At 67.0% G+C, this 20,792-nt stretch carries 22 protein-coding genes; 14 read left to right on the top strand and 8 right to left on the bottom strand.

The features are described from left to right. Positions 1 to 24: 24 nt before the first annotated feature. Positions 25 to 1,653: a phospholipase D family protein gene (locus ASC92_RS25335; protein WP_056521339.1), complete on the top strand. Its 1,629-nt coding sequence runs from the start codon at positions 25 to 27 to the stop codon at positions 1,651 to 1,653. Positions 1,654 to 1,749: 96 nt separating this feature from the next. On the opposite strand, the gene ASC92_RS25340 is transcribed toward ASC92_RS25335, so the two are convergent. From ASC92_RS25340 to ASC92_RS25355, 4 genes are all read right to left on the bottom strand, one after another. Further along, positions 1,750 to 2,256 carry a murein hydrolase activator EnvC family protein gene (locus ASC92_RS25340; protein ID WP_056521342.1) on the bottom strand — a complete coding sequence of 169 codons (507 nt, stop codon included), beginning with the start codon at positions 2,254 to 2,256 and terminating at the stop codon, positions 1,750 to 1,752. 155 nt (positions 2,257 to 2,411) lie between these two features. Continuing rightward, on the bottom strand, positions 2,412 to 2,894 hold the full coding sequence (locus ASC92_RS25345; protein ID WP_056522150.1) for a CreA family protein: 483 nt from the start codon (positions 2,892 to 2,894) through the stop codon (positions 2,412 to 2,414). Between the two features lie 14 nt (positions 2,895 to 2,908). Further along, positions 2,909 to 3,460: an NUDIX hydrolase gene (locus ASC92_RS25350; RefSeq protein ID WP_056521345.1), complete on the bottom strand. Its 552-nt coding sequence runs from the start codon at positions 3,458 to 3,460 to the stop codon at positions 2,909 to 2,911. A gap of 17 nt (positions 3,461 to 3,477) precedes the next feature. Further along, positions 3,478 to 4,179: a fumarylacetoacetate hydrolase family protein gene (locus tag ASC92_RS25355; protein ID WP_056521348.1), complete on the bottom strand. Its 702-nt coding sequence runs from the start codon at positions 4,177 to 4,179 to the stop codon at positions 3,478 to 3,480. Positions 4,180 to 4,319: 140 nt separating this feature from the next. Between ASC92_RS25355 and maiA the strand changes: the two genes are divergently transcribed. Both maiA and pgeF read left to right on the top strand, forming a co-directional pair. Next, positions 4,320 to 4,958: a maleylacetoacetate isomerase gene (maiA, locus tag ASC92_RS25360; protein WP_056521352.1), complete on the top strand. Its 639-nt coding sequence runs from the start codon at positions 4,320 to 4,322 to the stop codon at positions 4,956 to 4,958. A gap of 5 nt (positions 4,959 to 4,963) precedes the next feature. Continuing rightward, positions 4,964 to 5,725 carry a peptidoglycan editing factor PgeF gene (pgeF, locus tag ASC92_RS25365; RefSeq protein ID WP_056521355.1) on the top strand — a complete coding sequence of 254 codons (762 nt, stop codon included), beginning with the start codon at positions 4,964 to 4,966 and terminating at the stop codon, positions 5,723 to 5,725. On the opposite strand, the gene ASC92_RS28320 is transcribed toward pgeF, so the two are convergent. Then, positions 5,657 to 5,980, bottom strand: coding sequence for a hypothetical protein (locus ASC92_RS28320; RefSeq protein WP_082519717.1), 324 nt, complete (start codon positions 5,978 to 5,980; stop codon positions 5,657 to 5,659). The genes pgeF and ASC92_RS28320 overlap by 69 nt on opposite strands. Positions 5,981 to 6,093: 113 nt before the next feature. Here ASC92_RS28320 and phaC point away from each other — a divergent pair, with 113 nt between their 5' ends. Together phaC and ASC92_RS25375 are read left to right on the top strand one after the other, a co-directional pair. Next, a complete protein-coding gene (phaC, locus tag ASC92_RS25370) occupies positions 6,094 to 7,845 on the top strand; it encodes a class I poly(R)-hydroxyalkanoic acid synthase (RefSeq protein ID WP_056522153.1) in 1,752 nt (583 codons plus the stop codon). A gap of 43 nt (positions 7,846 to 7,888) precedes the next feature. After that, on the top strand, positions 7,889 to 9,067 hold the full coding sequence (locus ASC92_RS25375; RefSeq protein WP_056521358.1) for an acetyl-CoA C-acetyltransferase: 1,179 nt from the start codon (positions 7,889 to 7,891) through the stop codon (positions 9,065 to 9,067). Between the two features lie 31 nt (positions 9,068 to 9,098). On the opposite strand, the gene ASC92_RS25380 is transcribed toward ASC92_RS25375, so the two are convergent. Beyond that, positions 9,099 to 9,731, bottom strand: coding sequence for a glutathione S-transferase family protein (locus ASC92_RS25380; protein WP_056521360.1), 633 nt, complete (start codon positions 9,729 to 9,731; stop codon positions 9,099 to 9,101). A gap of 31 nt (positions 9,732 to 9,762) precedes the next feature. Between ASC92_RS25380 and yghU the strand changes: the two genes are divergently transcribed. Both yghU and ASC92_RS25390 read left to right on the top strand, forming a co-directional pair. Further along, positions 9,763 to 10,644: a glutathione-dependent disulfide-bond oxidoreductase gene (yghU, locus tag ASC92_RS25385; protein WP_056521362.1), complete on the top strand. Its 882-nt coding sequence runs from the start codon at positions 9,763 to 9,765 to the stop codon at positions 10,642 to 10,644. Then, a complete protein-coding gene (locus tag ASC92_RS25390) occupies positions 10,641 to 11,231 on the top strand; it encodes an NADPH-dependent FMN reductase (protein ID WP_056521365.1) in 591 nt (196 codons plus the stop codon). The genes yghU and ASC92_RS25390 overlap by 4 nt, the downstream gene beginning before the upstream one ends. 439 nt (positions 11,232 to 11,670) lie before the next feature. On the opposite strand, the gene ASC92_RS25395 is transcribed toward ASC92_RS25390, so the two are convergent. Beyond that, entirely contained in the window at positions 11,671 to 12,582 is a 912-nt protein-coding gene (locus tag ASC92_RS25395) for a LysR substrate-binding domain-containing protein (protein WP_056521367.1), read from the bottom strand. A gap of 111 nt (positions 12,583 to 12,693) precedes the next feature. Here ASC92_RS25395 and ASC92_RS25400 point away from each other — a divergent pair, with 111 nt between their 5' ends. The 5 genes from ASC92_RS25400 to ASC92_RS25420 are packed head-to-tail and all read left to right on the top strand — an operon-like array spanning position 12,694 to position 17,657. Then, positions 12,694 to 13,674 carry a tripartite tricarboxylate transporter substrate binding protein gene (locus tag ASC92_RS25400; protein WP_056521370.1) on the top strand — a complete coding sequence of 327 codons (981 nt, stop codon included), beginning with the start codon at positions 12,694 to 12,696 and terminating at the stop codon, positions 13,672 to 13,674. 10 nt (positions 13,675 to 13,684) lie between these two features. Then, the gene (locus ASC92_RS25405) at positions 13,685 to 14,581 is read left to right on the top strand and encodes an FAS1-like dehydratase domain-containing protein (protein ID WP_056521373.1); all 897 of its coding nucleotides are present in this window, start codon (positions 13,685 to 13,687) and stop codon (positions 14,579 to 14,581) included. Between the two features lie 15 nt (positions 14,582 to 14,596). Continuing rightward, positions 14,597 to 15,778 (top strand): CaiB/BaiF CoA transferase family protein, encoded by a 1,182-nt coding sequence (locus ASC92_RS25410; protein WP_056521376.1) that lies wholly within the window; start codon positions 14,597 to 14,599, stop codon positions 15,776 to 15,778. Next, complete coding sequence (locus ASC92_RS25415) at positions 15,775 to 16,623, top strand: HpcH/HpaI aldolase/citrate lyase family protein (RefSeq protein WP_056521380.1); 849 nt, start codon at positions 15,775 to 15,777, stop codon at positions 16,621 to 16,623. Before ASC92_RS25410 ends, ASC92_RS25415 begins: the two co-directional genes overlap by 4 nt. Positions 16,624 to 16,652: 29 nt before the next feature. Then, positions 16,653 to 17,657, top strand: coding sequence for a tripartite tricarboxylate transporter substrate-binding protein (locus ASC92_RS25420; protein WP_056521382.1), 1,005 nt, complete (start codon positions 16,653 to 16,655; stop codon positions 17,655 to 17,657). A 12-nt stretch (positions 17,658 to 17,669) separates the two neighbouring features. Here ASC92_RS25420 and ASC92_RS25425 read toward each other — a convergent pair whose 3' ends face one another. Continuing rightward, positions 17,670 to 18,191 carry a CinA family protein gene (locus ASC92_RS25425; protein ID WP_056521386.1) on the bottom strand — a complete coding sequence of 174 codons (522 nt, stop codon included), beginning with the start codon at positions 18,189 to 18,191 and terminating at the stop codon, positions 17,670 to 17,672. Between the two features lie 275 nt (positions 18,192 to 18,466). On the opposite strand from ASC92_RS25425, the gene phbB reads away from it, so the two are divergent. Together phbB and ASC92_RS25435 are read left to right on the top strand one after the other, a co-directional pair. Further along, positions 18,467 to 19,204 (top strand): acetoacetyl-CoA reductase, encoded by a 738-nt coding sequence (phbB, locus tag ASC92_RS25430; protein WP_056521388.1) that lies wholly within the window; start codon positions 18,467 to 18,469, stop codon positions 19,202 to 19,204. Between the two features lie 128 nt (positions 19,205 to 19,332). Beyond that, complete coding sequence (locus ASC92_RS25435) at positions 19,333 to 20,670, top strand: dicarboxylate/amino acid:cation symporter (protein ID WP_056521390.1); 1,338 nt, start codon at positions 19,333 to 19,335, stop codon at positions 20,668 to 20,670. Positions 20,671 to 20,792: the final 122 nt, after the last annotated feature.

Below are 20,792 nucleotides of genomic sequence, written 5' to 3' on the forward strand. Positions count from 1 at the left end.
CGCTCCAACCCACCTCTCGTTTTCATGTCGAATTTCCCCTGTCGGGCTGCCGACGAACCATGCGCGCGGTGGCTCGCCTGGCTGCTGCTCGGCATCATTGCGCTGTGCATGGCCGGCTGCGCCGGACTGCCTGCCGACGTGCAGCGCAAACCCTCCGTGGCGATCAGCGATGGCGCGGACACCGCCCTGGGCCGCCTCGTGCAGGCTGCCGCCCCGCCCGGCGAGCCGCTCAGCGGGTTCAGGCTGCTGCCGATGCCGCAGTTTTCGCTGCACGCGCGCATCGAGCTCGCACGCCGCGCGCAGCGCTCCATCGACGTGCAGTACTACCTCGTGCAGAACGACGAGACCGGCCGCTACCTGCTGCGCGCCCTGCGCGACGCGGCCGACCGCGGCGTGCGCGTGCGGCTGCTGGTGGACGACCTCTACACGGCCGGCGCCGACCCGCTCTTCGCCAGCTTCGCCTCGCATCCGAACGTCGAGGTGCGGTTCTTCAACCCGTTCCCCGCGGGGCGCGGCCGCTTCGGCACGCGCTGGGCCTGGTCGATACTGGACTTCGACCGCGTGCACCGCCGCATGCACAACAAGCTCTATGTGGTGGACAACGTCATCGGCGTCATGGGTGGGCGCAACATGGCCAACGAGTACTTCCTGCGCGACGGGGGCTCGAACTTCATCGACATCGACACGCTGGTGGCCGGCGCGGTGGTGCCCAGGCTGTCGTCGCTGTTCGACATGTACTGGAGCAGCCCGTACGTCTACCCCATCGAATCGCTGGTGCCCGCCACGGGCGAAACGCCGCAGCAGTTGCGCGAGCGCTTCGACAAACTGACCACCGGCCCCGAGCAGCTGCACCCCGAGGAGCCCGCCTCCACCGACCTGCTGGGCAACAACCCGCTGGCCAAGGACCTGGACGCGGGCGCGCTCAAGCTGGTCTGGGCGCGCGCCGAGGCCTACGCCGACGCACCGGCCAAGGCGCTCGCGCCGACCGAAGAGGCGCGCGGCCTGCCCGCCGACGAATCGAAGGACAGCGTGCTCTACAACGTGCGCCGCTACCTGCGCGGCGCCGAGAACGAGATCATGCAGACCACGCCCTACTTGATCCCGGGCCGCGGCGGCATGGAAACGATCCGCCTCGTGCGCGGCAACGGCGTGGGCTACAGCATCGTCACCAACTCGCTGGCCGCCACCGATGAGTCGCTGGTGCACATCGGCTACCGCCGCTACCGCGCGGAGATGCTGCGCCTGGGCGTGGAACTGTACGAACTGAGCCCCAAGCGGGTGGAGCAGACCAGGCGCTTCGGCATGTACGGCTCGGCCAGTGGCCGGCTGCACGGCAAGTCAGCGGTGATCGACCGCAAGATCGTGTTCATCGGCTCGATGAACTTCGATCCGCGTTCGATGCTGCACAACACCGAGGTCGGCATCTTCATCTTCAGCCCGCAGATCGCGCAGCAACTCACCAGCCTGATCGGCTTCATCCGGCTGGACGGCGCCTACCAGCTGCAGCTGGGGCCGACGGGCGGCATCGAGTGGGTGAGCCCGGCCACGGGAGACGCGGCCGACACCATCCTGCACCAGGAGCCCGAAACGGACTTCTGGTCGCGCTGGAAGCTGGAGCTGCTGGCGCCGCTGGTGCCTGAGAGCCTGCTTTAGCCGGCGGGCCGCGGCATCGACGTGACCGGCACGACTGCGCCCTGAAAGCAAAAAAGCCCCGCGAGGGGCTTTTTCATGGGCGCCGGGTGCCGCCTGTCATTGCTGAAGCAATCCGTTGAGGTAAGGCTCGGGGTTCACGGCGGTGCCGTTCTTGCGGATCTCGAAGCGCAGCTTCACGCGGTCGGTGTTGCTCCTGCCCATCTCGCCGATCTTCTCGCCCTGGCGCACCACCTGGTTCTCTTTCACCAGGATGGTCTGCAGGTGCGCGTAGGCGGTGAGGTAGGTTTCGTTGTGCTTGACGATGATCATGTTGCCGTAGGCCGGCAGTTCGCCGCCCACGTACACCACGCGGCCGTCGGCCGAGGCGACGATCGGGTCGCCCAGGTTGCCGGCGATGTCGAGGCCCTTGTTTCGCACGCCGTCGAAGCGCGCCAGGGTCGCGCCGGTGGCGGGGCGCACGAACATCGCGGCCGGTTTCTGCACGGGCGGTGTGGCCGTGGGGCCGGGCCGCGGGACGTTGAGGCTGGTGGTGGTGCAGGCCGCGAGGCTGGCGGCAACCAGTGCCAGGGCGGCGATACGGGAAACAAAAGTCTGAAGATGCATGGCGCTGTGTTGGAACGGGTTCGTTGCGGAGGGTTCCGGCGATCTGGCTCGCCGTGGCCCGCGGAGGGAGGCCACGCGGGCGATGCTAGCAAACTGCCGTAATGGTGCCCCGCGAAAGAGCAACCGGCTGTGAAGGGGCCATCGGCCCCGGGGCCCTACTTGAGCGGGATCGGCGTGCCGCGGTCGATGGGCACCGCCGTCACGCTGTTCTTGGGCGAACCGTCGATCAGCAGGTCGGAGTAGGTCAGGTAGACCAGCGTGTTGCGCTTCGGGTCGACCATGCGCACCACGCGCAAGCGCTTGAACAGGATCGACAGCCGCTCGCTGTAGACCTCCTCGCGCTTGGGCAGCGGCTGCGTGATGCTCACCGGACCGACCTGGCGGCAGGCGATGGAGGCCTCGGCCTTGTCCTCGGCCACGCCGAAGGCGCCGGCCAGCCCGCCGGTCTTGGCGCGCGAGACGTAGCAGGTCACGCCGCTGACCTTGGGGTCGTCGTAGGCCTCGATCACGATCTTGTGGTCCGGGCCGATGAGCTTGAAGGCGGTGTCGACGTCGCCCACCGTTTCCGCGTGCGCCGTCGCGCCCAGGATGACCCCGAGGCCGAGCGCGGCGCGAAGCAGGGTGGAGCGAAGTGTCATGGCGGTGTGAAGGTTCAAACGATGTCGATCGTGTGGACGCGGTCGAAGCTGCCGCGGCGCCGGTCCTCGAAATAGTGCTCGAGCGTCTCGCGCACGGTGCGAAAGGCAATCTCGTCCCAGGGAATCTCTTCCTCGGCGAACAGCCTGGCCTCGATGGTCTCGTGGCCCGGGTCGAACCTGTCGTCAAGCAACCGAGCCCGGTAGAACAGGTGCACCTGGCCCACGCGCACCACGCTGATGACGGAGAACAAGCCCTCCATCACATAGTTGGCGCCGGCCTCTTCGTCGGTCTCGCGGGCCGCGCCCTGGGCGGTGGTTTCCTCGAGCTCCATGAAGCCGGCCGGCAGCGTCCACTTGCCCCAGCGCGGTTCGATGTTGCGCTTGCACAGCAACACCTTGTCGCCCAGGACCGGGATGGTGCCGACCACGTTCAGCGGGTTCTCGTAGTGGATGGTGTGGCAGGCCGGGCAGACGGCGCGCTGCTTGGTGTCGCCGTCGTCCGGCACGCGGTAGACCACCGCGGTGCCGCAGTTCTTGCAATGCTTGATGGGGACGCGCAGGAGCATGGAACCGGCTGCCGTCTTCAGGCGACCTTGACGGTCAGCTTGGGCAGGCCCGCGACTTCGCCCACGAGTGTGTCGCCGGCCACCACCGCGGCCACGCCTTCGGGCGTGCCCGTGAAGATCAGGTCGCCGGGCTGCAGCTCCCACGCGGCCGACAGGTGCTCGATGGTTTCGGCCACGTTCCAGATCAGCTTGCCCACGTTGCTGCGCTGGCGGTCGGTGCCGTTCACCTGCAGGGAGATCTCGGCCTTTTCCACATTGCCGGCCTGTGCCACGGGCACGATCGGGCCGATGGGCGCGCTCTGCTCGAAGCTCTTGCCGATGTCCCAGGGGCGGCCCTGTTTCTTCATGTCGTTCTGCAGGTCGCGGCGCGTCATGTCGAGGCCGACGGCGTAGCCGTAGATGTGCCTGTGCGCATCGGCCGCCAGGATGTTCTTGCCACCCGTGCCGATGGCGACGACCAGTTCGATCTCGTGGTGCAGGTTCTTCGTGAGCGAGGGGTAGGCCATGGTGCCGGTCTGGCCCGCGTCGACCACCACCAGCGCATCGGCCGGCTTCATGAAGAAGAAGGGCGGCTCGCGGCCGGTGAAGCCCATTTCCTTGGCGTGATCTTCGTAGTTGCGGCCCACGCAGTAGATGCGGTGCACCGGGAAGCGGGCGGGCTGGCCGGCCACCGGCACCGAAACGGTGGCGGGCGGGGCGAAGATGAACTCGGAAGCCATTGCGACGTGTCCTTTTTCAGCGAAACCTAAGCGGGAGACCGGCAGTGTGCCAGAGGCGGGAGGTCCACAATGGAAGGCGGCCAGGACGGCGCGCTGAATGGCCATAGCGCGCCGTAACGGAGCGTTATGCTCGGGAAATCATGAAGCTGCACAACTACTTCCGTTCCTCCTCCTCGTTCCGCGTGCGCATTGCCCTCAACCTGAAGGGCCTCGATTTCGAGTACGTCCCCGTGCATATCGCGCGCGGCGACCACCGCACCGGCCCCTACTCCGCCATCTCGGCCGACATGCTGGTGCCCCTGCTCGAGGACGAGGGCGAGCGCTTCTCGCAATCGATGGCCATCATCGAATACCTCGACGAAGTGCACCCCGAGCCGGCGCTGCTGCCGACCGATCCGGTGGGCCGCGCCCACGTGCGCGCGCTCTCGCAGTCGATCGCCTGCGAGATCCATCCGCTCAACAACTTGCGCGTGCTCAAGTACCTCGTGAAAGACCTCAAGCTTGACGACGCGGCCAAGAACGCCTGGTACCGCCACTGGGTGCGCGACGGCATGCTGGCCTTCGAACGCCAGCTCGCGCAGCACCCCGCCGGCATCTATTGCTGGGGCAACACGCCCACCATGGCCGACTGCTGCCTGGTGCCGCAGATCTTCAACGGCCGCCGCTTCGACTGCGACTTCAGCGGCCTGCCGCGCACCATGGCCGCCTTCGAGGCCTGCATGGAGCTCGACGCCTTCCAGCGCGCGCAGCCCTCGCAGGCGCCCGACGCGGAAGCCTGAGCCGTATGAACGAGCGCTGGCTCGTGCCCGACTGGCCCGCGCCGCCGAACGTGCGGGCCGTGTGCACCACGCGTGAAGGCGGGGTTTCGCAGGGGCGCTACGAGAGCCTGAACCTCGGCGACCACGTGGGCGACGAGCCCGCGCATGTGGCGCAGAACCGGAACCGCTTGCGCGCGGCCATCGGCGCGGGGCCGGTCTTCCTGCAGCAGGTGCACGGCACGGGCGTCGTCTCGCTCGATGCTGCACAGGATGCTGCGGTGCGCGACGGCACCATTGGCGATGCCTGCACCGCCACTGCCGACGGCCTGGCCTGCACGATCATGGTTGCCGACTGCCTGCCCGTGCTCTTCACCGACGAAGCCGGCCACCGCGTGGCAGCCGCGCATGCCGGCTGGCGCGGGCTCGCGGGCGGTGTACTCGAACAGACCGCGAAGGCCTTCGAGGCCGATGGTGCGGCGCGCGTCATCGCCTGGCTGGGCCCGTGCATCGGGCCCAGGGCCTTCGAGGTCGGCCCCGAGGTCAGGGCGGCCTTCGAGGCGCACGCGCCCGAAGCGGCGTCCTGCTTCAGGCCCGCGGCTGCCACCGGGAAATGGCTGGCCGACCTGCCCGCACTGGCGCGCCAGCGGCTGCGTGCGGTGGGTATCGAGGCCGTCCATGGCAACGACGGCAGCGACGGCTGGTGCACCGTCGCCAATCCCTCAAGGTTCTTTTCGCACCGGCGGGACAGCGTCAGCGGCCGCTTCGCCGTCCTGGTCTGGAAGGCCTGAACCTGCGACCGGCGGCGCCGCTTTTTCGGTTGCGGCGCGCCGGGCGGCTTCTTGTGCCTCGGCCTCGCGCTGCCTCATCGCGCGGCGGCGACCGGGAGTGCCCATCAGGTAAACCACCAGTGCCACCGGCGCCAATCCGTACAAAAGAAATGTGAAGATGGCGCCCAGCACCGTGCCCGTGGTGTTGGTGGCCTCGGCCACCGCCATCATCAGGGCGACATACAACCAACCGATGACGATCAGATGGATAAACACAAGTAGTTTCAGTTGGTAAGCAAGGAAGCGGCGTTGTGAGGGCCCCGTGAAATGCAGGATACTCAAAACACGCAAGCCATCCGTTTCGACTCAGGCGAGGACCAGGAGACATGATGAAGCAACAAGCCACGGGGGCCGATGCGTTCGCGCCCTTCCAGCAGGCAATGACCGAGGGATGGACCCAGGCGCTGGAAGCTTTCCGGCAGTCCGCCGCGCAAGGGGCTTCGGCCTTCAACGGCGGCGGCACGCCGCTATGGCAATTGCCGCAGGCCGCGAAGATGCCCGAGCTGCCCAAATTCTCCATCGACCCCGAAAAGCTCCAGTCCATCCAGCAGCAGTACATGGCGGAAGCGACCGAACTCTGGCGTCAGGGCTTCGGCGCCAAGCCCGAAGGCGACAAGCGCTTCGCCGCCGACGCCTGGGGCAGCAACCCGCTGTCGGCCTTCTCGGCGGCCGTGTACCTGCTCAATGGCCGCACCATGCTCGGCATGGCCGAGGCCATCGACGCCGACGAAAAGACCAAGGCGCGCCTGCGCTTTGCGGTCGAGCAGTGGATGGCGGCCTCGTCGCCCAGCAACTCGCTGGCCTTCAATGCCGAAGCGCAGAAGAAGGCCATCGACACGCAAGGCGAGAGCATCGCCAAGGGCATCCAGAACCTGCTGCACGACATGAAGCAGGGCCACGTCAGCATGACCGACGAGAGCGCCTTCGAAGTGGGGCGCAACGTGGCCACCACCGAGGGCGCCGTGGTGTTCGAGAACGAGTATTTCCAGCTGCTCGAATACAAGCCGCTCACCGCCAAGGTGTACGAGCGGCCCTTTTTGCTGGTGCCACCGTGCATCAACAAGTTCTACATCCTCGACCTGCAGCCCGAGAACTCGCTCATTCGCTATGCGAACGAGCAGGGCCACCGCGTGTTCGTGGTGAGCTGGCGCAACCCCGACGAGTCGATGGCCCAGGCCACCTGGGACGACTACATCGAGAACGCCGCCATCAAGGCGATCCACACGGTGCAGGAGATCAGCGGTAGCAAGCAGATCAACACGCTGGGCTTCTGCGTGGGCGGCACTATCCTGAGCACCGCGCTGGCCGTGCTCGCGGCGCGCGGCGAGAAGCCGGCCGCATCGGTCACGCTGCTGACCACCTTCCTCGACTTCAGCGACACCGGCATCCTCGACATCTTCGTGGACGAGCAGATGGTGGCGTACCGCGAAATGCAGCTCGGAAAGGGCGGACTGCTGCCGGGCGGCGACCTGGCCTCGACCTTCAGCTTCCTGCGGCCCAACGACCTCGTGTGGAACTACGTGGTCGGCAACTACCTGAAGGGCGAAACCCCGCCGCCTTTCGACCTGCTGTACTGGAACAGCGACGCGACCAACCTGCCGGGCCCGTTCTATGCCTGGTACCTGCGCAACACGTACCACGAGAACAAGCTGGCCAAGCCGAATGCGCTCACGGTGTGCGGGCAGAAGGTCGACCTCGGCAACATCGACATCCCGGCCTACATCTACGGCTCGCGCGAAGACCACATCGTGCCCATCGGCGGCGCATATGCCTCCACGCAGCTGTTGCCGGGCAAGAAGCGCTTCGTCATGGGCGCCTCGGGCCACATCGCAGGCGTGATCAACCCGCCCGCCAAGAAAAAGCGCAGCCACTGGATCCGCGACGACGGCAAGTTCCCGAAGACGCAGGCCGAATGGCTTGCCGGCGCGCAGGAGCATCCCGGCAGCTGGTGGACCGACTGGGCACAATGGCTCAAGGGCCACGCAGGCAAGCAGATCCCCGCGCCCAAGGCGTACGGCAACGGCAAGGCTTACAAGGCCATCGAGCCGGCACCGGGACGCTACGTCAAGGCTCGCGCCTGATCCCTCTCACCTCGAATTTCAGATCACTTCAACGGAGAACCTCATGGAAGACATCGTCATCGTTTCGGCTGCACGCACGGCGGTCGGCAAGTTCGGCGGCTCGCTCGCCGGCATCCCCGCCACCGAGCTGGGCGCCCTCGTGATCAAGGAAGTGATTGCCCGCGCGAACCTCACGGCCGAGCAGGTCGGCGAGGCCATCATGGGCCAGGTGCTGGCGGCCGGTGCCGGCCAGAATCCCGCGCGCCAGGCATGGCTCAAGAGCGGCGGCGCCAAGGTAACCCCGGCGCTCACCATCAACGCCGTGTGCGGCTCGGGCCTGAAGGCCGTGATGCTGGCGGCGCAGGCCGTGGCCACGGGCGACAGCGAGATCGTCATCGCCGGCGGCCAGGAAAACATGAGCGCAGCGCCCCACGTGCTGCCCAACTCGCGTAACGGCCAGCGCATGGGCGACTGGAAGCTGGTCGACACCATGATCGTGGACGGCCTCTGGGACGTCTACAACCAGTACCACATGGGCATCACGGCCGAGAACGTGGCCAAGAAGTACGAAATCAGCCGCGCCGCGCAGGACGAGCTGGCGCTGGGCAGCCAGACCAAGGCCGCCGCCGCGCAGGATGCCGGCAAGTTCAAGGACGAGATCGTCGGCGTGAGCATTCCGCAGAAGAAGGGCGACCCCGTCGTCTTCGACAAGGACGAGTTCATCAATCGCAAGACCAACGCCGAGGGCCTGGCCGGCCTGCGTCCCGCCTTCGACAAGGCCGGCGGCGTGACCGCGGGCAATGCCTCGGGCCTGAATGACGGCGCCGCCGCCGTGATGGTGATGACGGCCAAGAAGGCCGCCGCGCTCGGCCTGAAGCCGCTGGGCCGCATCGCCAGCTACGCCACCGCCGGCCTCGATCCGGCCATCATGGGCATGGGCCCGGTGCCCGCGTCGACCAAGGCGCTGCAGCGCGCCGGCTGGAAGGCCGCCGACCTCGACCTGCTCGAGATCAACGAAGCCTTCGCCGCGCAGGCCTGCGCCGTGAACCGCGAAATGGGCTGGGACGTGAACAAGGTGAACGTCAACGGCGGCGCCATCGCCATCGGCCATCCCATCGGCGCGTCGGGCTGCCGCATCCTGGTGACGCTGCTGCACGAAATGCAGCGCCAGAACGCCAAGAAGGGCATTGCCTCGCTGTGCATCGGCGGCGGCATGGGCGTGGCGCTGACCATCGAGCGCTGATCCACAGCGCCCGGCGCGCCGTCGTTGCCGCTCAGCGCGACATCGACGGGCGCTGCGCCATCGCAGCGCGCCAGCGCAGCAGCTCGGGGTGCTGTTCCCCGGGCTTGACCCGCACCACGCGGGCAAAGTCCACCGCCACCACGGCGGTGATGTCGGCCACGCTGAACTGGTCGGCGGCGATGAAGTCGCGGCCGATCAACCGTTCGTTCAGCGTCTCGAAGAAATGCTGCACCCGCGCCAGCCCGCGCTGCGCCAGCTCGGGGATCTGCGCGTAGTTCACCGGTCCGGACAGCGCCCGGCCGGCCATGGCCGGCGACCTGTTGCGCAGCGTCTCGGCAATGGCCAGCAGGCCTTCGAACTCGATGCGCCAGTTCCAGCTGGCAATCTCGGCCTTTTCCTGCGGCGTGCGGCCCGTCAGCGGCGGCTCGGGGTAGCGGGCCTCCAGCCAGGCCGCGATGGCGGCGTTGTCGGTCAGCAGGTCGCCTTCCCCGGTGCGCAGCGCCGGCACCGTGCATTGCGGGTTGATCTCGCGGTAGGCCGCGCCCAATTGCTCACCATGTGCCAGGTCGACCTGCACCGTCTCATGGGCAATGCCCTTTTCGGCAAGCAGGATGCGGGCGCGCCGCGGACTCGGCGCGGTGGCGCAGTCGTAGAAAATGATCATCGTCTGTCCAACTCCCTTTGGAACTCATCGCATGAATGGCACGACAGCCTACACGCCGCCCACCGTCTGGTCCTGGAACAAGGAAAGCTGCGGCCGCTTCGCGAACATCAATCGCCCGATCGCGGGGGCCACCCACGAGAAAGACCTGCCAGTGGGGCGGCATCCGCTGCAACTCTATTCGATGGCGACGCCCAACGGCGTGAAAGTCACGGTGATGCTGGAAGAACTGCTGGCGCTGGGTCACACCGGCGCCGAGTACGACGCCTGGCTGATCCGCATCAACGAAGGCGACCAGTTCGGCAGCGGTTTCGTGGCGGCGAACCCGAACTCCAAGATCCCCGCGCTGATGGACCGCAGCGGCGCTACGCCGATCCGCGTGTTCGAGTCCGGCGCGATCCTGCAGTACCTGGCCGAGAAGTTCGGCAATGCCTTCCTGCCGACGGAGCGGGCGGCTCGCGCCGAGTGCCTGTCATGGCTGTTCTGGCAGATGGGCAGCGCGCCGTACCTGGGCGGCGGCTTCGGGCATTTCTATGCCTATGCGCCCACGAAGATCGAATACGCGATCGACCGCTTCGCCATGGAGACCAAGCGCCAGCTCGACGTGCTCGACCGCCGGCTGGCCGAGAGCCGCTATCTGGCGGGCAATGAGTACACCATCGCCGACATGGCCGTCTGGCCCTGGTACGGCACGCTCGCCAAGGGGCAGTTGTACGAGGCGGGCGAGTTCCTCCAGGTTGGCGAGTACAAGAACGTGCTGCGCTGGACCGACGAGGTTGCGCAGCGCCCGGCGGTGCAGCGCGGCCGCATGGTCAATCGGGCCTGGGGCCAGCCTTGGAGCCAGCTGCACGAGCGCCACGACGCCAGCGACTTCGGGACCCGCACCCAGGACAAGCTCGAAACGGAACAGCGATGAGCGACAGGATCCTGGTCTTCTACGGTTCGTACCGTTCCGACCGCATGGGCGTTCGCCTGGCGGACTACGTCGTGGCCGGCCTTCGGGCGCGGGGTGACGATGCGGAGCTGGTGGATGCGAAGGTGGTCGACCTGCCCATGCTCGACCGCATGTACAAGGAGTACCCCAAGGGCACCGCGCCGGCAGCGATGGAAGCGTTGGCCGAAAAGATCCGCGCGGCCGACGCCTTCGTCTTCGTCACCGGGGAATACAACTGGGGCCCGCAGCCGGGCCTGAAGAACCTGACCGACCACTTCCTCGAAGAGTGGTTCTGGCGGCCCGCGGCCATCGCGAGCTATTCGGCGGGGCGCTTCTCGGGCGTGCGCTCGGGCACGGTGTGGCATTCGATCCTTTCGGAGATGGGCATGGTCGTCGTGTCGAGCACGCTCGCGGTCGGCCCGATCTCGCAGGCGCTGGATGCGGCCGGCAAGCCGACGGGGTCCGCAGGCGAATCGCTCGAACGCTCGTTCGGCCGCTTCGCGGACGACCTGGCGTGGTGGACCGAAGCGGCGCGGGCGCAGCGCGAGCGCAAGGCGCCGCCGTACTGAGCGGCAGGCCCGGCGAAAGCACTTTGTTCACCGCCCATTTTTTGGGCAAAGTGATTAATTCCTTTGTAAAACAACAGCTTACGAGCCTTTTACAAGGCTCCTCATGAGTTATCCCCAAAGTTGTGCACTGAAAATGGGGACGACATTGGCTTTTCGTAATTCGGGTGTAAGTCGCTGATCCGACGAGACTTTCTGCCCTTCGGAAATTGAGCGAAAGTTCTCTTCATCGTCGTTTTCAGGGCCATCGGGACCGTTTTGCCCGCCCAAGTTGTTCACCGCCCAAATTTTGAGCAAACTAAGGAATACCCTTGTAAAACAAAGACTTAAATCTGTTTTACAAGGCTCCTCCTGAGTTACCCCCAAAGTTGTCCACGGAAAATGGGGATGGGCTCGGCTTGTTCGGCGATCGCCTGCAAATCCCGGGTTTTGCGGCGCCGACTCAGTCCTCTTCAGCCAGTTGTTCGGCGTAGTGCCGGCATAAGGTTTCGACCAGCGCCTGCGCATAGACCGGCAGCGCCACCCGGTCCCGCACCAGCAGATACCGCTCGCGCACGCACCACGCATCGCTGAGGTCGATCAGCGCGAGCTGCATGCTTTCCTGGTTGCGGCGCGCCGCCGACTCCGGCACCACGCCAATGCCCACCCCGCTGCCGATCATCCGGCACATCGCGTCGAAGCTGCCGAGCTGGATGCGCAGCTTCTGCCGCTTGCCGAGGTTGTCGGTGATCTGCGCGAGGAAGGTCTGCAGCGTGCTGCCCTGCTGCATGCCGATGGCGTCCTCGTCGAGCGTCTCGGCGAAGGCGATCCTGCGGCGCTTCGCGAAGCGGTGCCTGCGTGAGGTGACGAGCACCAGCCGGTCGGTGCTGAAGTGGATCGCCTCCAGCCCGAGCGTGTCGACGCGGCCCGCGACGATGCCGATGTCGGCGCGGCCGTCGAGCACGCCGCGCGGAATCTGAGCATTCGGTTTCTCCTGAAGGTCGACGTTGATGCGCGGGTTGCGCGCAAGGAAGCCGGGCAGGATCTCGGGCAGGAAATCGGTCACTGCCGTGGTGTTGGCGAACACGCGCAGATGGCCGCGCAGCCCACCGCCGTATTCGAGCAGGTCGGCGCGCAGCTGCTCCGTTTGATGCAGCACGAGGCGAGCGTGATGCAGAAAGGCTTCGCCCGGCGGCAGCAGCCGCACGCCGCGGGCCTCTCGCTGCAGCAGCTGAAGGCCGGCCTGCGTTTCCAGCGCCTTGATGCGTGCGCTGGCGGCGGCCAGCGACAGGTGCTGGCGCTCGGCGGCCCGCGTGAGGTTGCCGAGTTCGGCCGTGGCCACGAACAGCCGCAGGTCGGTGAGGTCGAAAAGCATGGGGCGATGTTATGCGCCGAGCCTTCGGAAATGCAGAAGGCTGGGTTCCGAAATCGCAGATTGCGCGCGAGGGGAGGGCGAACGACCATGCGGCCTATGGAGACACCACACATGAGATTCCGCATACGCGCGCTGCTGTCGCTGGCTGCTGCAGCGCTTCTGATCCCGACGGGCCCGGCGGGCGCCCAGTCTTACCCCTCGCGCCCCATCACCTTGGTCGTGCCGCAGGCCGCCGGCGGCACCAACGACATCGTCGGGCGCCTCGTGGGCCAGAAGCTCGGCGAGGTGATGAACAACGCCAGCGTGGTGGTCGACAACCGTCCCGGTGCGGGCGGCAACATCGGTACGCAGCTGGTCGCCAAGGGGCCGAAGGACGGCTACACGCTGCTCATGACCATCAGCAGCAGCCAGGCGATCAACCCGGCGCTGTACAGGAACCCGGGCTTCGACCCGGTGAAGGACTTCAAGCCCGTCGGCCTGATCGGCGCGGTGCCCAACGTGCTGCTGGTCAACCCGACGTTCCCGGCGAAGGATTTCGCGGAGTTCCTGAAGCTCGCGCGGCAGAAGGGCGCCAACTACCAGTACGCCTCGGCCGGCAATGGCACGCTCAACCACCTGCTCGGCGAAATGCTCAACAGCATGGCCGGCATTTCGCTGCAGCATGTGCCGTACAAGGGCGTGGCGCCCGCGCTCAACGATGTGTTGGGCGGGCAACTGCCCATCGTGTTCGCGAGCCTGCCTTCGGCGCTTTCGCACATCAAGGCCGGCAAGCTGCGCGCGCTGGCCGTGAGCGGCGACAAGCGCTCCGCCGTGCTGCCCGACGTGCCCACCATCGCCGAGGCAGTGCCCGGCTACAACGGCACGCTGTGGATCGGCCTGTTCGCACCCGCGGGCGTGCCGGCCGACGTGCTGGCGACATTGCAGGACGCTACGCGCAAGGCGCTCGCCTCGAAGGACCTGCGCGACAAGCTCGAACAACAGGGCGTCGAGATCGCGGCGCCGACTTCTCCCGAGCAGTTCGCGGCGCTGCTGCAGGGCGATCTCGCCAAGTGGGCGCGCATCGTCAAGGCCTCCGGCGCCGCGGTCGACTGAAGGAAGACCCATGAGCAACGACAACCACCCGGCGCCTTCCATGATCGACAGCGAGGCGCTGGCCGGGCTGCAAGCCTGGCAGGGCCGCAGCGAAACGCTGGCCGACGACATCACTGCCGCACCCGTGCGCGCGCTCTCCGCGACGCTCGACCGCGACGACGCGCTGCCGGTTGCCGGCACGCGCCTGCCCGAGCTGTGGCACTGGCTCTACTTCCTGCCGCACCATCGCCAGTCCGAGATCGGCGACGACGGCCATGCGAAGCGCGGCGGTTTCCTGCCGCCCGTGCCGCTGCCGCGCCGCATGTGGGCCGGCGGGCGGCTCAATTGGGAGGCGGGCAATCCGCTGCAGGTCGGCGACAAGGCGCAGCGCACTTCGACCATCGCCTCAGTCACGCACAAGGCGGGCCGCACCGGCGAACTGGTGTTCGTGCTCGTGCGCCATGAGGTGCGCAACGAGCGCGGCCTCGCGTTGACCGAGGAGCACGACATCGTCTACCGCGCCGCCGCGCAGCCGGGCGAAGCGGGCCCGCCGCCCACGCCCGCCCCGAAAGACGCCGCCTTCAGCCGCGACATCGCGCCCGACGACGTGCTGCTGTTCCGCTACTCCGCGCTCACCTTCAACGGCCACCGCATCCACTACGACCGCCGCTACGTGACGCAGGTCGAGGGCTATCCGGGCCTGATCGTGCACGGCCCGCTGATCGCGACGCTGCTGGTCGACCTGTTGCGCCGCAACGTGCCGGGCGCGCAGCTCGCGCGCTTCGAATTCCGCGCCGTGCGCCCGACCTTCGACATCGCGCCGTTCCGCGTGCACGGCAGGCCGAGCGCCGATGGAAAGACATTCAGCCTCTGGGGCGAGGACGCCGACGGCTGGCTCACGATGCAGGCCACGGCCGTGCTGGCCTGACAGGAGAAGGAACACATGACAAGACCCCTGGACGGCATCACCGTCATCTCGCTTGAACACGCGATTGCCGCACCGTTCTGCACCCGCCAGCTGGCCGACCTCGGCGCCCGGGTCATCAAGGTGGAGCGCCCCGAGGTGGGCGACTTCGCGCGGGCCTACGACGCCCGCGTGGCCGGCGAGGCCTCGCACTTCGTATGGGTGAACCGCTCGAAGGAAAGCCTCACGCTCGACCTCAAGCAGCCCGCCGCGCTCGCGGTGCTGCAGGAGCTGCTGGCCGATGCCGACGTGCTGGTGCAGAACCTCGCACCTGGTGCCGCTGCGCGCATGGGGCTCGGCGCCGAGGCGCTGCAGGCGAAGCATCCGCGGCTCATCGTCTGCGACATCTCGGGCTATGGCGAAGACGGCCCGTACCGCGACAAGAAGGCCTACGACCTGCTGATCCAGAGCGAAGCCGGCTTCCTGTCGGTCACGGGCACGCCCGACGATCCGTGCAAGTCGGGAAACTCCATCGCCGACATCGCGGCGGGCATGTATGCGTACACCGGCATCCTCGCGGCGCTGCTGCAGCGCGGCAAGACCGGCAAGGGCTCGCACATCGACGTGTCGATGCTCGAATCGCTCGCCGAGTGGATGGGTTATCCGATGTACTACGCGTACGAAGGCGCAGCGCCGCCGCCGCGCAGTGCCGCATCGCACGCGACCATCTATCCCTATGGCCCGTTCCCCGCCGGCGATGGCGGCACGGTGATGCTGGGCCTGCAGAACGAACGCGAATGGCGCACTTTCTGCGAGAAGGTGCTGCTGCAGACGGGGCTCGCGGCCGATGCGCGCTTCGATAGCAATGCGCGGCGCAACGACAACCGCGAAGCCCTGCGCGCGATCATTGTGGAGACCTTCGGCACGCTGAGCACGGCACAGGTGCTGGAGCGGCTCGACGCGGCGCAGATCGCCAACGCTCGCATGAACGACATGGCCGGGCTCTGGGCTCATCCGCAGTTGCAGGCACGCGAGCGCTGGCGGCAGGTGGGCTCGCCGGCCGGAGACATCCCGGCCTTGCTGCCGGCTGGCCGGCAGAGCGCGTTCGACTACCGCATGGACCCGATCCCGGCGGTGGGCGAGCACTCCGACGCCATCCTGCGTAGCCTCGGCCGCAGCGAAGCGGACATTGCAGCGCTGCGCGAGGCGGGGGCGGTGTGAGCGCGCAGCTCGCGCTGGCGCGCGCCTTTCTCTTCGTGCCGGCCGACCGGCCCGAGCGCCATGCGCGCGCGCTGGCCACCGGCGCGGGAGGCGTGATCGTCGATCTCGAAGACGCGGTGGCGCCCGAGCGCAAGGTCGCGGCGCGCGAGTCGCTCGCCGCCTCGTTCGCCAAGCTGCCCGAGATCGACCGGCAACGCCTGCTGGTGCGCATCAATGCCGCCGGTACGCCGTGTCACGACGACGACTGTGCGCAGATGGGCGTACTTGTGGCGCAAGGCTTGATTGCCGGCGTCGTGCTGCCCAAGGCGGAGCGCGCGGCTCATCTGTCCAGGATTGCGGAAGCCACCGGCCCGAAGGGCATGCTGGTGCCGTTGATCGAGTCGGCTGAAGGCCTGGCTGCGGTCGATGAGCTCGCCGCTGGCCCGCAGGTGCTGCGCCTGGCTTTCGGCAACCTGGATTTCCAGGCCGACCTCGGCCTGGCTTGCGATGCGGACGAAGCCGAACTCGTTTCGGTGCGCCTCGCGCTGCTGCTGGCTTCGCGCCGTGCCGGACTGCCTGCGCCCATCGACGGCGTGACGCCCGACTGGCGCGATGCATCGAGGCTGGCTGCCGACGCCGCGCGCGCCCGGCGCGGCGGCTTCGGCGCCAAGCTGTGCATTCACCCCGACCAGGTCGCGCAAGTGCAGGCCGCGCTCGGCCCGAGCGCCGACGAAGTGGCATGGGCCCGCCGCGTGATCGATGCCGTGCGCGCAGCCAGCGGCGGAGTCGTCAGCCTCGACGGCCGCATGGTCGACGCGCCCGTGGTGCGCCTGGCCGAACGCCTGCTCGCGCTCGAACACCCGTAAATAAATAACCCCCAGAAGGAGACAACGAAGTGACAGCAACGAAGACCTGGAAACTCAAGGCCCTGATCGCGGCCTCGGCGAGCGCGTGCCTGCTTGCCTTGCAATCACCGGCAGCCGCGCAGGCTGCGTGGCCCGACAAGCCCGTCACCCTGGTCGTGCCGTACTCGGCCGGCGGCCCGACCGACGTGGTGGCGCGCATGCTGGCCATTCCCATGGGCAAGTCGCTGGGCCAGACCGTGATCGTCGAGAACACGGTGGGCGCGGGCGGGACCATCGCGCCCACGCGGGTGGCCAAGGCGGCGCCCAACGGCTACACCATCCTGATCCACCACATGGGCATGGCCACCGCGCCCGCGCTGTACAAGAAGCTCAACTACGACCCCTTGAAGGACTTCGAGTACATCGGCCAGGTGATGGACGTGCCGATGACGCTGCTGTCGCGCAAGGACTTCCCCGCCAACAACTACCAGGAGCTGCTGGCTTACGTGAAGGCCCACAAGGACAAGGTGACACTGGCCAATGCGGGCGTGGGCGCGGTGTCGCAGCTGTGCGGCCTGCTGTTCATGAACCAGATCGGCGTGCAGCTGACCACCGTGCCCTACAAGGGTGCGGGCCCGGCGCTCAACGACCTCATGGGCGGGCAGGTCGACCTGCTGTGCGACCAGACCACGCAGACCGCGCCGGTCATCAAGGACGGCAACCGCGTGAAGGTGTTCGGCGTGACCACGCCCAAGCGGCTGTCGAGCATGCCCACCATTCCCACGCTCGACGAACAGGGGCTCAAGGGCTTCGAAGTGAAGGTGTGGCACGGCATCTACGCGCCCAAGGGCACGCCGCCCGCGGTGCTCGAGAAGCTCAACGTCGCCCTGCGCGCAGCGCTGCAGGACGACATGGTCAAGCACCGCCTGGCCGAACTCAGCTCGGAGATCGTGCCGCTGGACAAGCAGACGCCGGAAGGCCTGCGCACGCACCTCGCGGCGGAGATCGAGAAATGGGGCAAGGTGATCCGCGCCGCGGGCGTGCAAGCGGATTGAGGATTGAATCTCTCAGGCGGGCGGTGCCTCCGGCTGCGCCCGCAGCGTCTCGTCGAAAAGCGCGAGCAGGTGGCGCGCGAACACCTCCATGTTCCTCGGCCGGTCCGGGTCGCCGGTCTCGATGGTCCGGCTTGCCGTGACCGCACCAACCACGGCGACGCACACGTGCCCCGGCGCATCGCCATAAGGACTGCCCGACGGGCCGGCCGCACCGCTTTCGGCGATGCCCCAGGTCGTGTGGTGGGTGTCGCGCACCCGGCCTGCAACGAGCCGGGCGTAGGGCTCGGTTTCGCCGCGCATGCCGGCCATGTCTTCCGCGGTCAGGCCCAGCAGCGCGCGGCCGGCGCGCCGCGAATAGACGACCGCGCCGCCGCGGAAGTACGCCGACGCGCCGGGAATGGCGAGCAGGGCAGCAGACACCAGGCCGCCGGCCGAAGACTCGACGACAGACACCGTCTGGCCCCGCGCGCGCAGCGTTTCGCCGACGCGCGCGGCCAGGACGGGCAGGGGGGCGGGCAGGGGAACGGCGCTCATGGCGTCTTGAAGGGCGGCCCGACGAAGTCGAGTTCCTCGACCTCGGGGAAGACGATGATCCCGAAATTCATACTTTCGACTCCTTGGTAGTAAGGCTGGCGATGACGCTTGCACAAGAGCGTACAGATGCGAGGATAGAGCCCGGGCACGAAGGCCGCTTCGTGACAGCTGGTTGCAAGCTTGGCTCAGTGTTTTCCTCAGAGGACCACGGCTTGAAACTCGCTAGAGTGAAGGCGGCCGTTCAGGCTTTTGCTATGTACATAAAGGAAAATCTCATGAGCAAGAAAGTTGCATATGTCACCGGGGGCATGGGTGGCATCGGAACAGCCATCTGCCAGCGTCTGCACAAGGACGGGTTCACCGTGGTCGCCGGATGCGGCCCCACGCGCGACCACGCCAAGTGGCTGGCCGAACAGAAAGCCGAGGGCTTCGAGTTCCATGCGTCGGTCGGCAATGTCGGCGACTGGCAATCCACCGTCGAGGCCTTTTCCGCCGCCAAGGCGGCGCACGGCCCCATCGACGTGCTGGTCAACAACGCCGGCATCACGCGGGACCGCATGTTCCTGAAGATGACGCCCGAAGACTGGAGCGCGGTGATCGAGACCAACCTCAACAGCATGTTCAACGTCACCAAGCAGGTGGTGGGCGACATGGTCGAAAAGGGCTGGGGCCGCATCATCAACATCAGCTCGGTCAACGGCGCCAAGGGCCAGGCCGGCCAGACCAACTATTCGGCGGCCAAGGCCGGCATGCACGGCTTCACCATGGCGCTGGCGCAGGAACTGGCCAACAAGGGCGTGACGGTCAACACCGTGAGCCCGGGCTACATCGGCACCGAAATGGTCAAGGCCATCCGACAGGAAGTGCTCGACAAGATCGTTGCCACCATCCCGGTCAAGCGCCTGGGCGAACCGAGCGAAATCGCCTCGATCATCGCGTGGCTCGCCACCGACGAGGGCGGCTACAGCACGGGGGCCGACTTCTCGGTCAACGGCGGCCTGCACATGCATTGAGCATGCTGACCTGTACCTGATCGACAAGACCCGCTTCGGCGGGTTTTTTCATTTCATCCATACGGGTTCCACGGATAGAAAGCGGCCAATACACGTCCTACAGTTTCCAAACCCTCCGGAGGCAAGCCATGGAAAGCACAACAAGCACACCCGCCAGAAAGCTCCCGATCTACCGTTCCCTTTACGTGCAGGTGATCACCGCGGTGGTCATCGGCGTGCTGCTCGGCCATTTCTATCCGGCGGCCGGCGAGGCGATGAAGCCGCTGGGCGACGGCTTCATCAAGCTGATCAAGATGATCATCGCGCCGATCATCTTCTGCACGGTGGTGGTCGGCATCGCCGGCATGGAGGACATGAAGAAGGTCGGCAACGGCCTCGCACTGCTGTACTTCGAGGTGGTCAGCTCCATTGCGCTGCTGGTCGGCCTGGTGCTGGTGAACCTGCTCAAGCCCGGCGCCGGCATGAACATCGACCCGGCCACGCTCGACACCAAGGCCATCGCCTCGTACACCGGCCCGGGCAAGATGACCGGCACGGTCGACTTCGTCCTGAACATCATTCCGAGCACGCTGGTCGATGCCTTCGCCAAGGGCGAAATCCTGCAGGTGCTGCTGATCGCGGTGATGTTCGGCTTTGCGCTGCACCGCTTCGGCGGCCGCGGCACGCTGGTGTTCGACGTGATCGAGAAGGGCTCGCATGTGCTCTTCGGCATCGTCAACTACATCATGAAGCTCGCGCCCATCGGCGCCTTCGGCGCGATGGCGTTCACCATCGGCAAGTACGGCCTGGGCAGCCTGTTCTCGCTAGGCAAGCTGATGGGCACCTTCTACCTGACCTGCCTGCTGTTCATCTTCGTGGTGCTGGGGCTCATTGCGCGGTTCCACGGCTTCAGCATCTGGAAGTTCATCAAGTACATCAAGGAAGAGCTGCTGATCGTGCTGGGCACGTCGTCGAGCGAATCGGTGCTGCCGCGCATGATGGAGAAGATGGAGAACCTGGGCGCGAACAAGACCTGCGTCGGCCTTGTCATTCCCACCGGCTACTCGTTCAACCTCGACGGCACCTCGATCTACCTGACAATGGCGGCCGTGTTCATCGCGCAGGCTACCAACACGCCGATGACGTTCACGCAGGAGATCACGCTGCTGGCCGTGCTGCTGCTCACCTCGAAGGGCGCGGCGGGTGTCACGGGCAGCGGCTTCATCGTGCTGGCGGCCACGCTGTCGGCGGTGGGCCATGTGCCGGTGGCGGGCCTTGCGCTGATCCTGGGCATCGACCGCTTCATGTCGGAAGCCCGCGCGCTGACCAACCTGATCGGCAACGGCGTCGCGACCATCGTGGTCGCCAAGTGGACGAACGAACTCGACGAGACGCGGCTGCAGGCCGGGCTCAACAACGAGAACTGGATCGAGGCGCAGGAACCCGAGGTGCTCGACGCGGCGCGCAGCAGCAAGATGGCTGGGTGAGGCTGAACTTCTTGCGAGCGTGATTCAGGGCGCGATCCCGCCGACGCGGTGACCTTTTTCGCGAATGTCCCCCGCTTCGCTCCTCCTTTATTTCGCGAAAAAGGCCCCCGCATCGGCGTGAT

The organism is Variovorax sp. Root411, assembly GCF_001425205.1.
In the GTDB taxonomy this organism is placed as follows: domain Bacteria; phylum Pseudomonadota; class Gammaproteobacteria; order Burkholderiales; family Burkholderiaceae_C; genus Variovorax.

What these genes read in the sequence shown, in the direction of transcription:
- phbB (WP_056521388.1), top strand. Translation starts at nt 18,467, where the DNA reads ATGAGCAAGAAAGTTGCATATGTCACCGGGGGCATGGGTGGCATCGGA.
- ASC92_RS25335 (WP_056521339.1), top strand. Translation starts at nt 25, where the DNA reads ATGTCGAATTTCCCCTGTCGGGCTGCCGACGAACCATGCGCGCGGTGG.
- maiA (WP_056521352.1), top strand. Translation starts at nt 4,320, where the DNA reads ATGAAGCTGCACAACTACTTCCGTTCCTCCTCCTCGTTCCGCGTGCGC.
- ASC92_RS25345 (WP_056522150.1), bottom strand. Translation starts at nt 2,894, where the DNA reads ATGACACTTCGCTCCACCCTGCTTCGCGCCGCGCTCGGCCTCGGGGTC.
- ASC92_RS25350 (WP_056521345.1), bottom strand. Translation starts at nt 3,460, where the DNA reads ATGCTCCTGCGCGTCCCCATCAAGCATTGCAAGAACTGCGGCACCGCG.
- ASC92_RS25340 (WP_056521342.1), bottom strand. Translation starts at nt 2,256, where the DNA reads ATGCATCTTCAGACTTTTGTTTCCCGTATCGCCGCCCTGGCACTGGTT.
- ASC92_RS25380 (WP_056521360.1), bottom strand. Translation starts at nt 9,731, where the DNA reads ATGATCATTTTCTACGACTGCGCCACCGCGCCGAGTCCGCGGCGCGCC.
- pgeF (WP_056521355.1), top strand. Translation starts at nt 4,964, where the DNA reads ATGAACGAGCGCTGGCTCGTGCCCGACTGGCCCGCGCCGCCGAACGTG.
- yghU (WP_056521362.1), top strand. Translation starts at nt 9,763, where the DNA reads ATGAATGGCACGACAGCCTACACGCCGCCCACCGTCTGGTCCTGGAAC.
- ASC92_RS25410 (WP_056521376.1), top strand. Translation starts at nt 14,597, where the DNA reads ATGACAAGACCCCTGGACGGCATCACCGTCATCTCGCTTGAACACGCG.
- ASC92_RS25435 (WP_056521390.1), top strand. Translation starts at nt 19,333, where the DNA reads ATGGAAAGCACAACAAGCACACCCGCCAGAAAGCTCCCGATCTACCGT.
- ASC92_RS25405 (WP_056521373.1), top strand. Translation starts at nt 13,685, where the DNA reads ATGAGCAACGACAACCACCCGGCGCCTTCCATGATCGACAGCGAGGCG.
- phaC (WP_056522153.1), top strand. Translation starts at nt 6,094, where the DNA reads ATGAAGCAACAAGCCACGGGGGCCGATGCGTTCGCGCCCTTCCAGCAG.
- ASC92_RS25375 (WP_056521358.1), top strand. Translation starts at nt 7,889, where the DNA reads ATGGAAGACATCGTCATCGTTTCGGCTGCACGCACGGCGGTCGGCAAG.
- ASC92_RS25425 (WP_056521386.1), bottom strand. Translation starts at nt 18,191, where the DNA reads ATGAGCGCCGTTCCCCTGCCCGCCCCCCTGCCCGTCCTGGCCGCGCGC.
- ASC92_RS25400 (WP_056521370.1), top strand. Translation starts at nt 12,694, where the DNA reads ATGAGATTCCGCATACGCGCGCTGCTGTCGCTGGCTGCTGCAGCGCTT.
- ASC92_RS25390 (WP_056521365.1), top strand. Translation starts at nt 10,641, where the DNA reads ATGAGCGACAGGATCCTGGTCTTCTACGGTTCGTACCGTTCCGACCGC.
- ASC92_RS25395 (WP_056521367.1), bottom strand. Translation starts at nt 12,582, where the DNA reads ATGCTTTTCGACCTCACCGACCTGCGGCTGTTCGTGGCCACGGCCGAA.
- ASC92_RS25355 (WP_056521348.1), bottom strand. Translation starts at nt 4,179, where the DNA reads ATGGCTTCCGAGTTCATCTTCGCCCCGCCCGCCACCGTTTCGGTGCCG.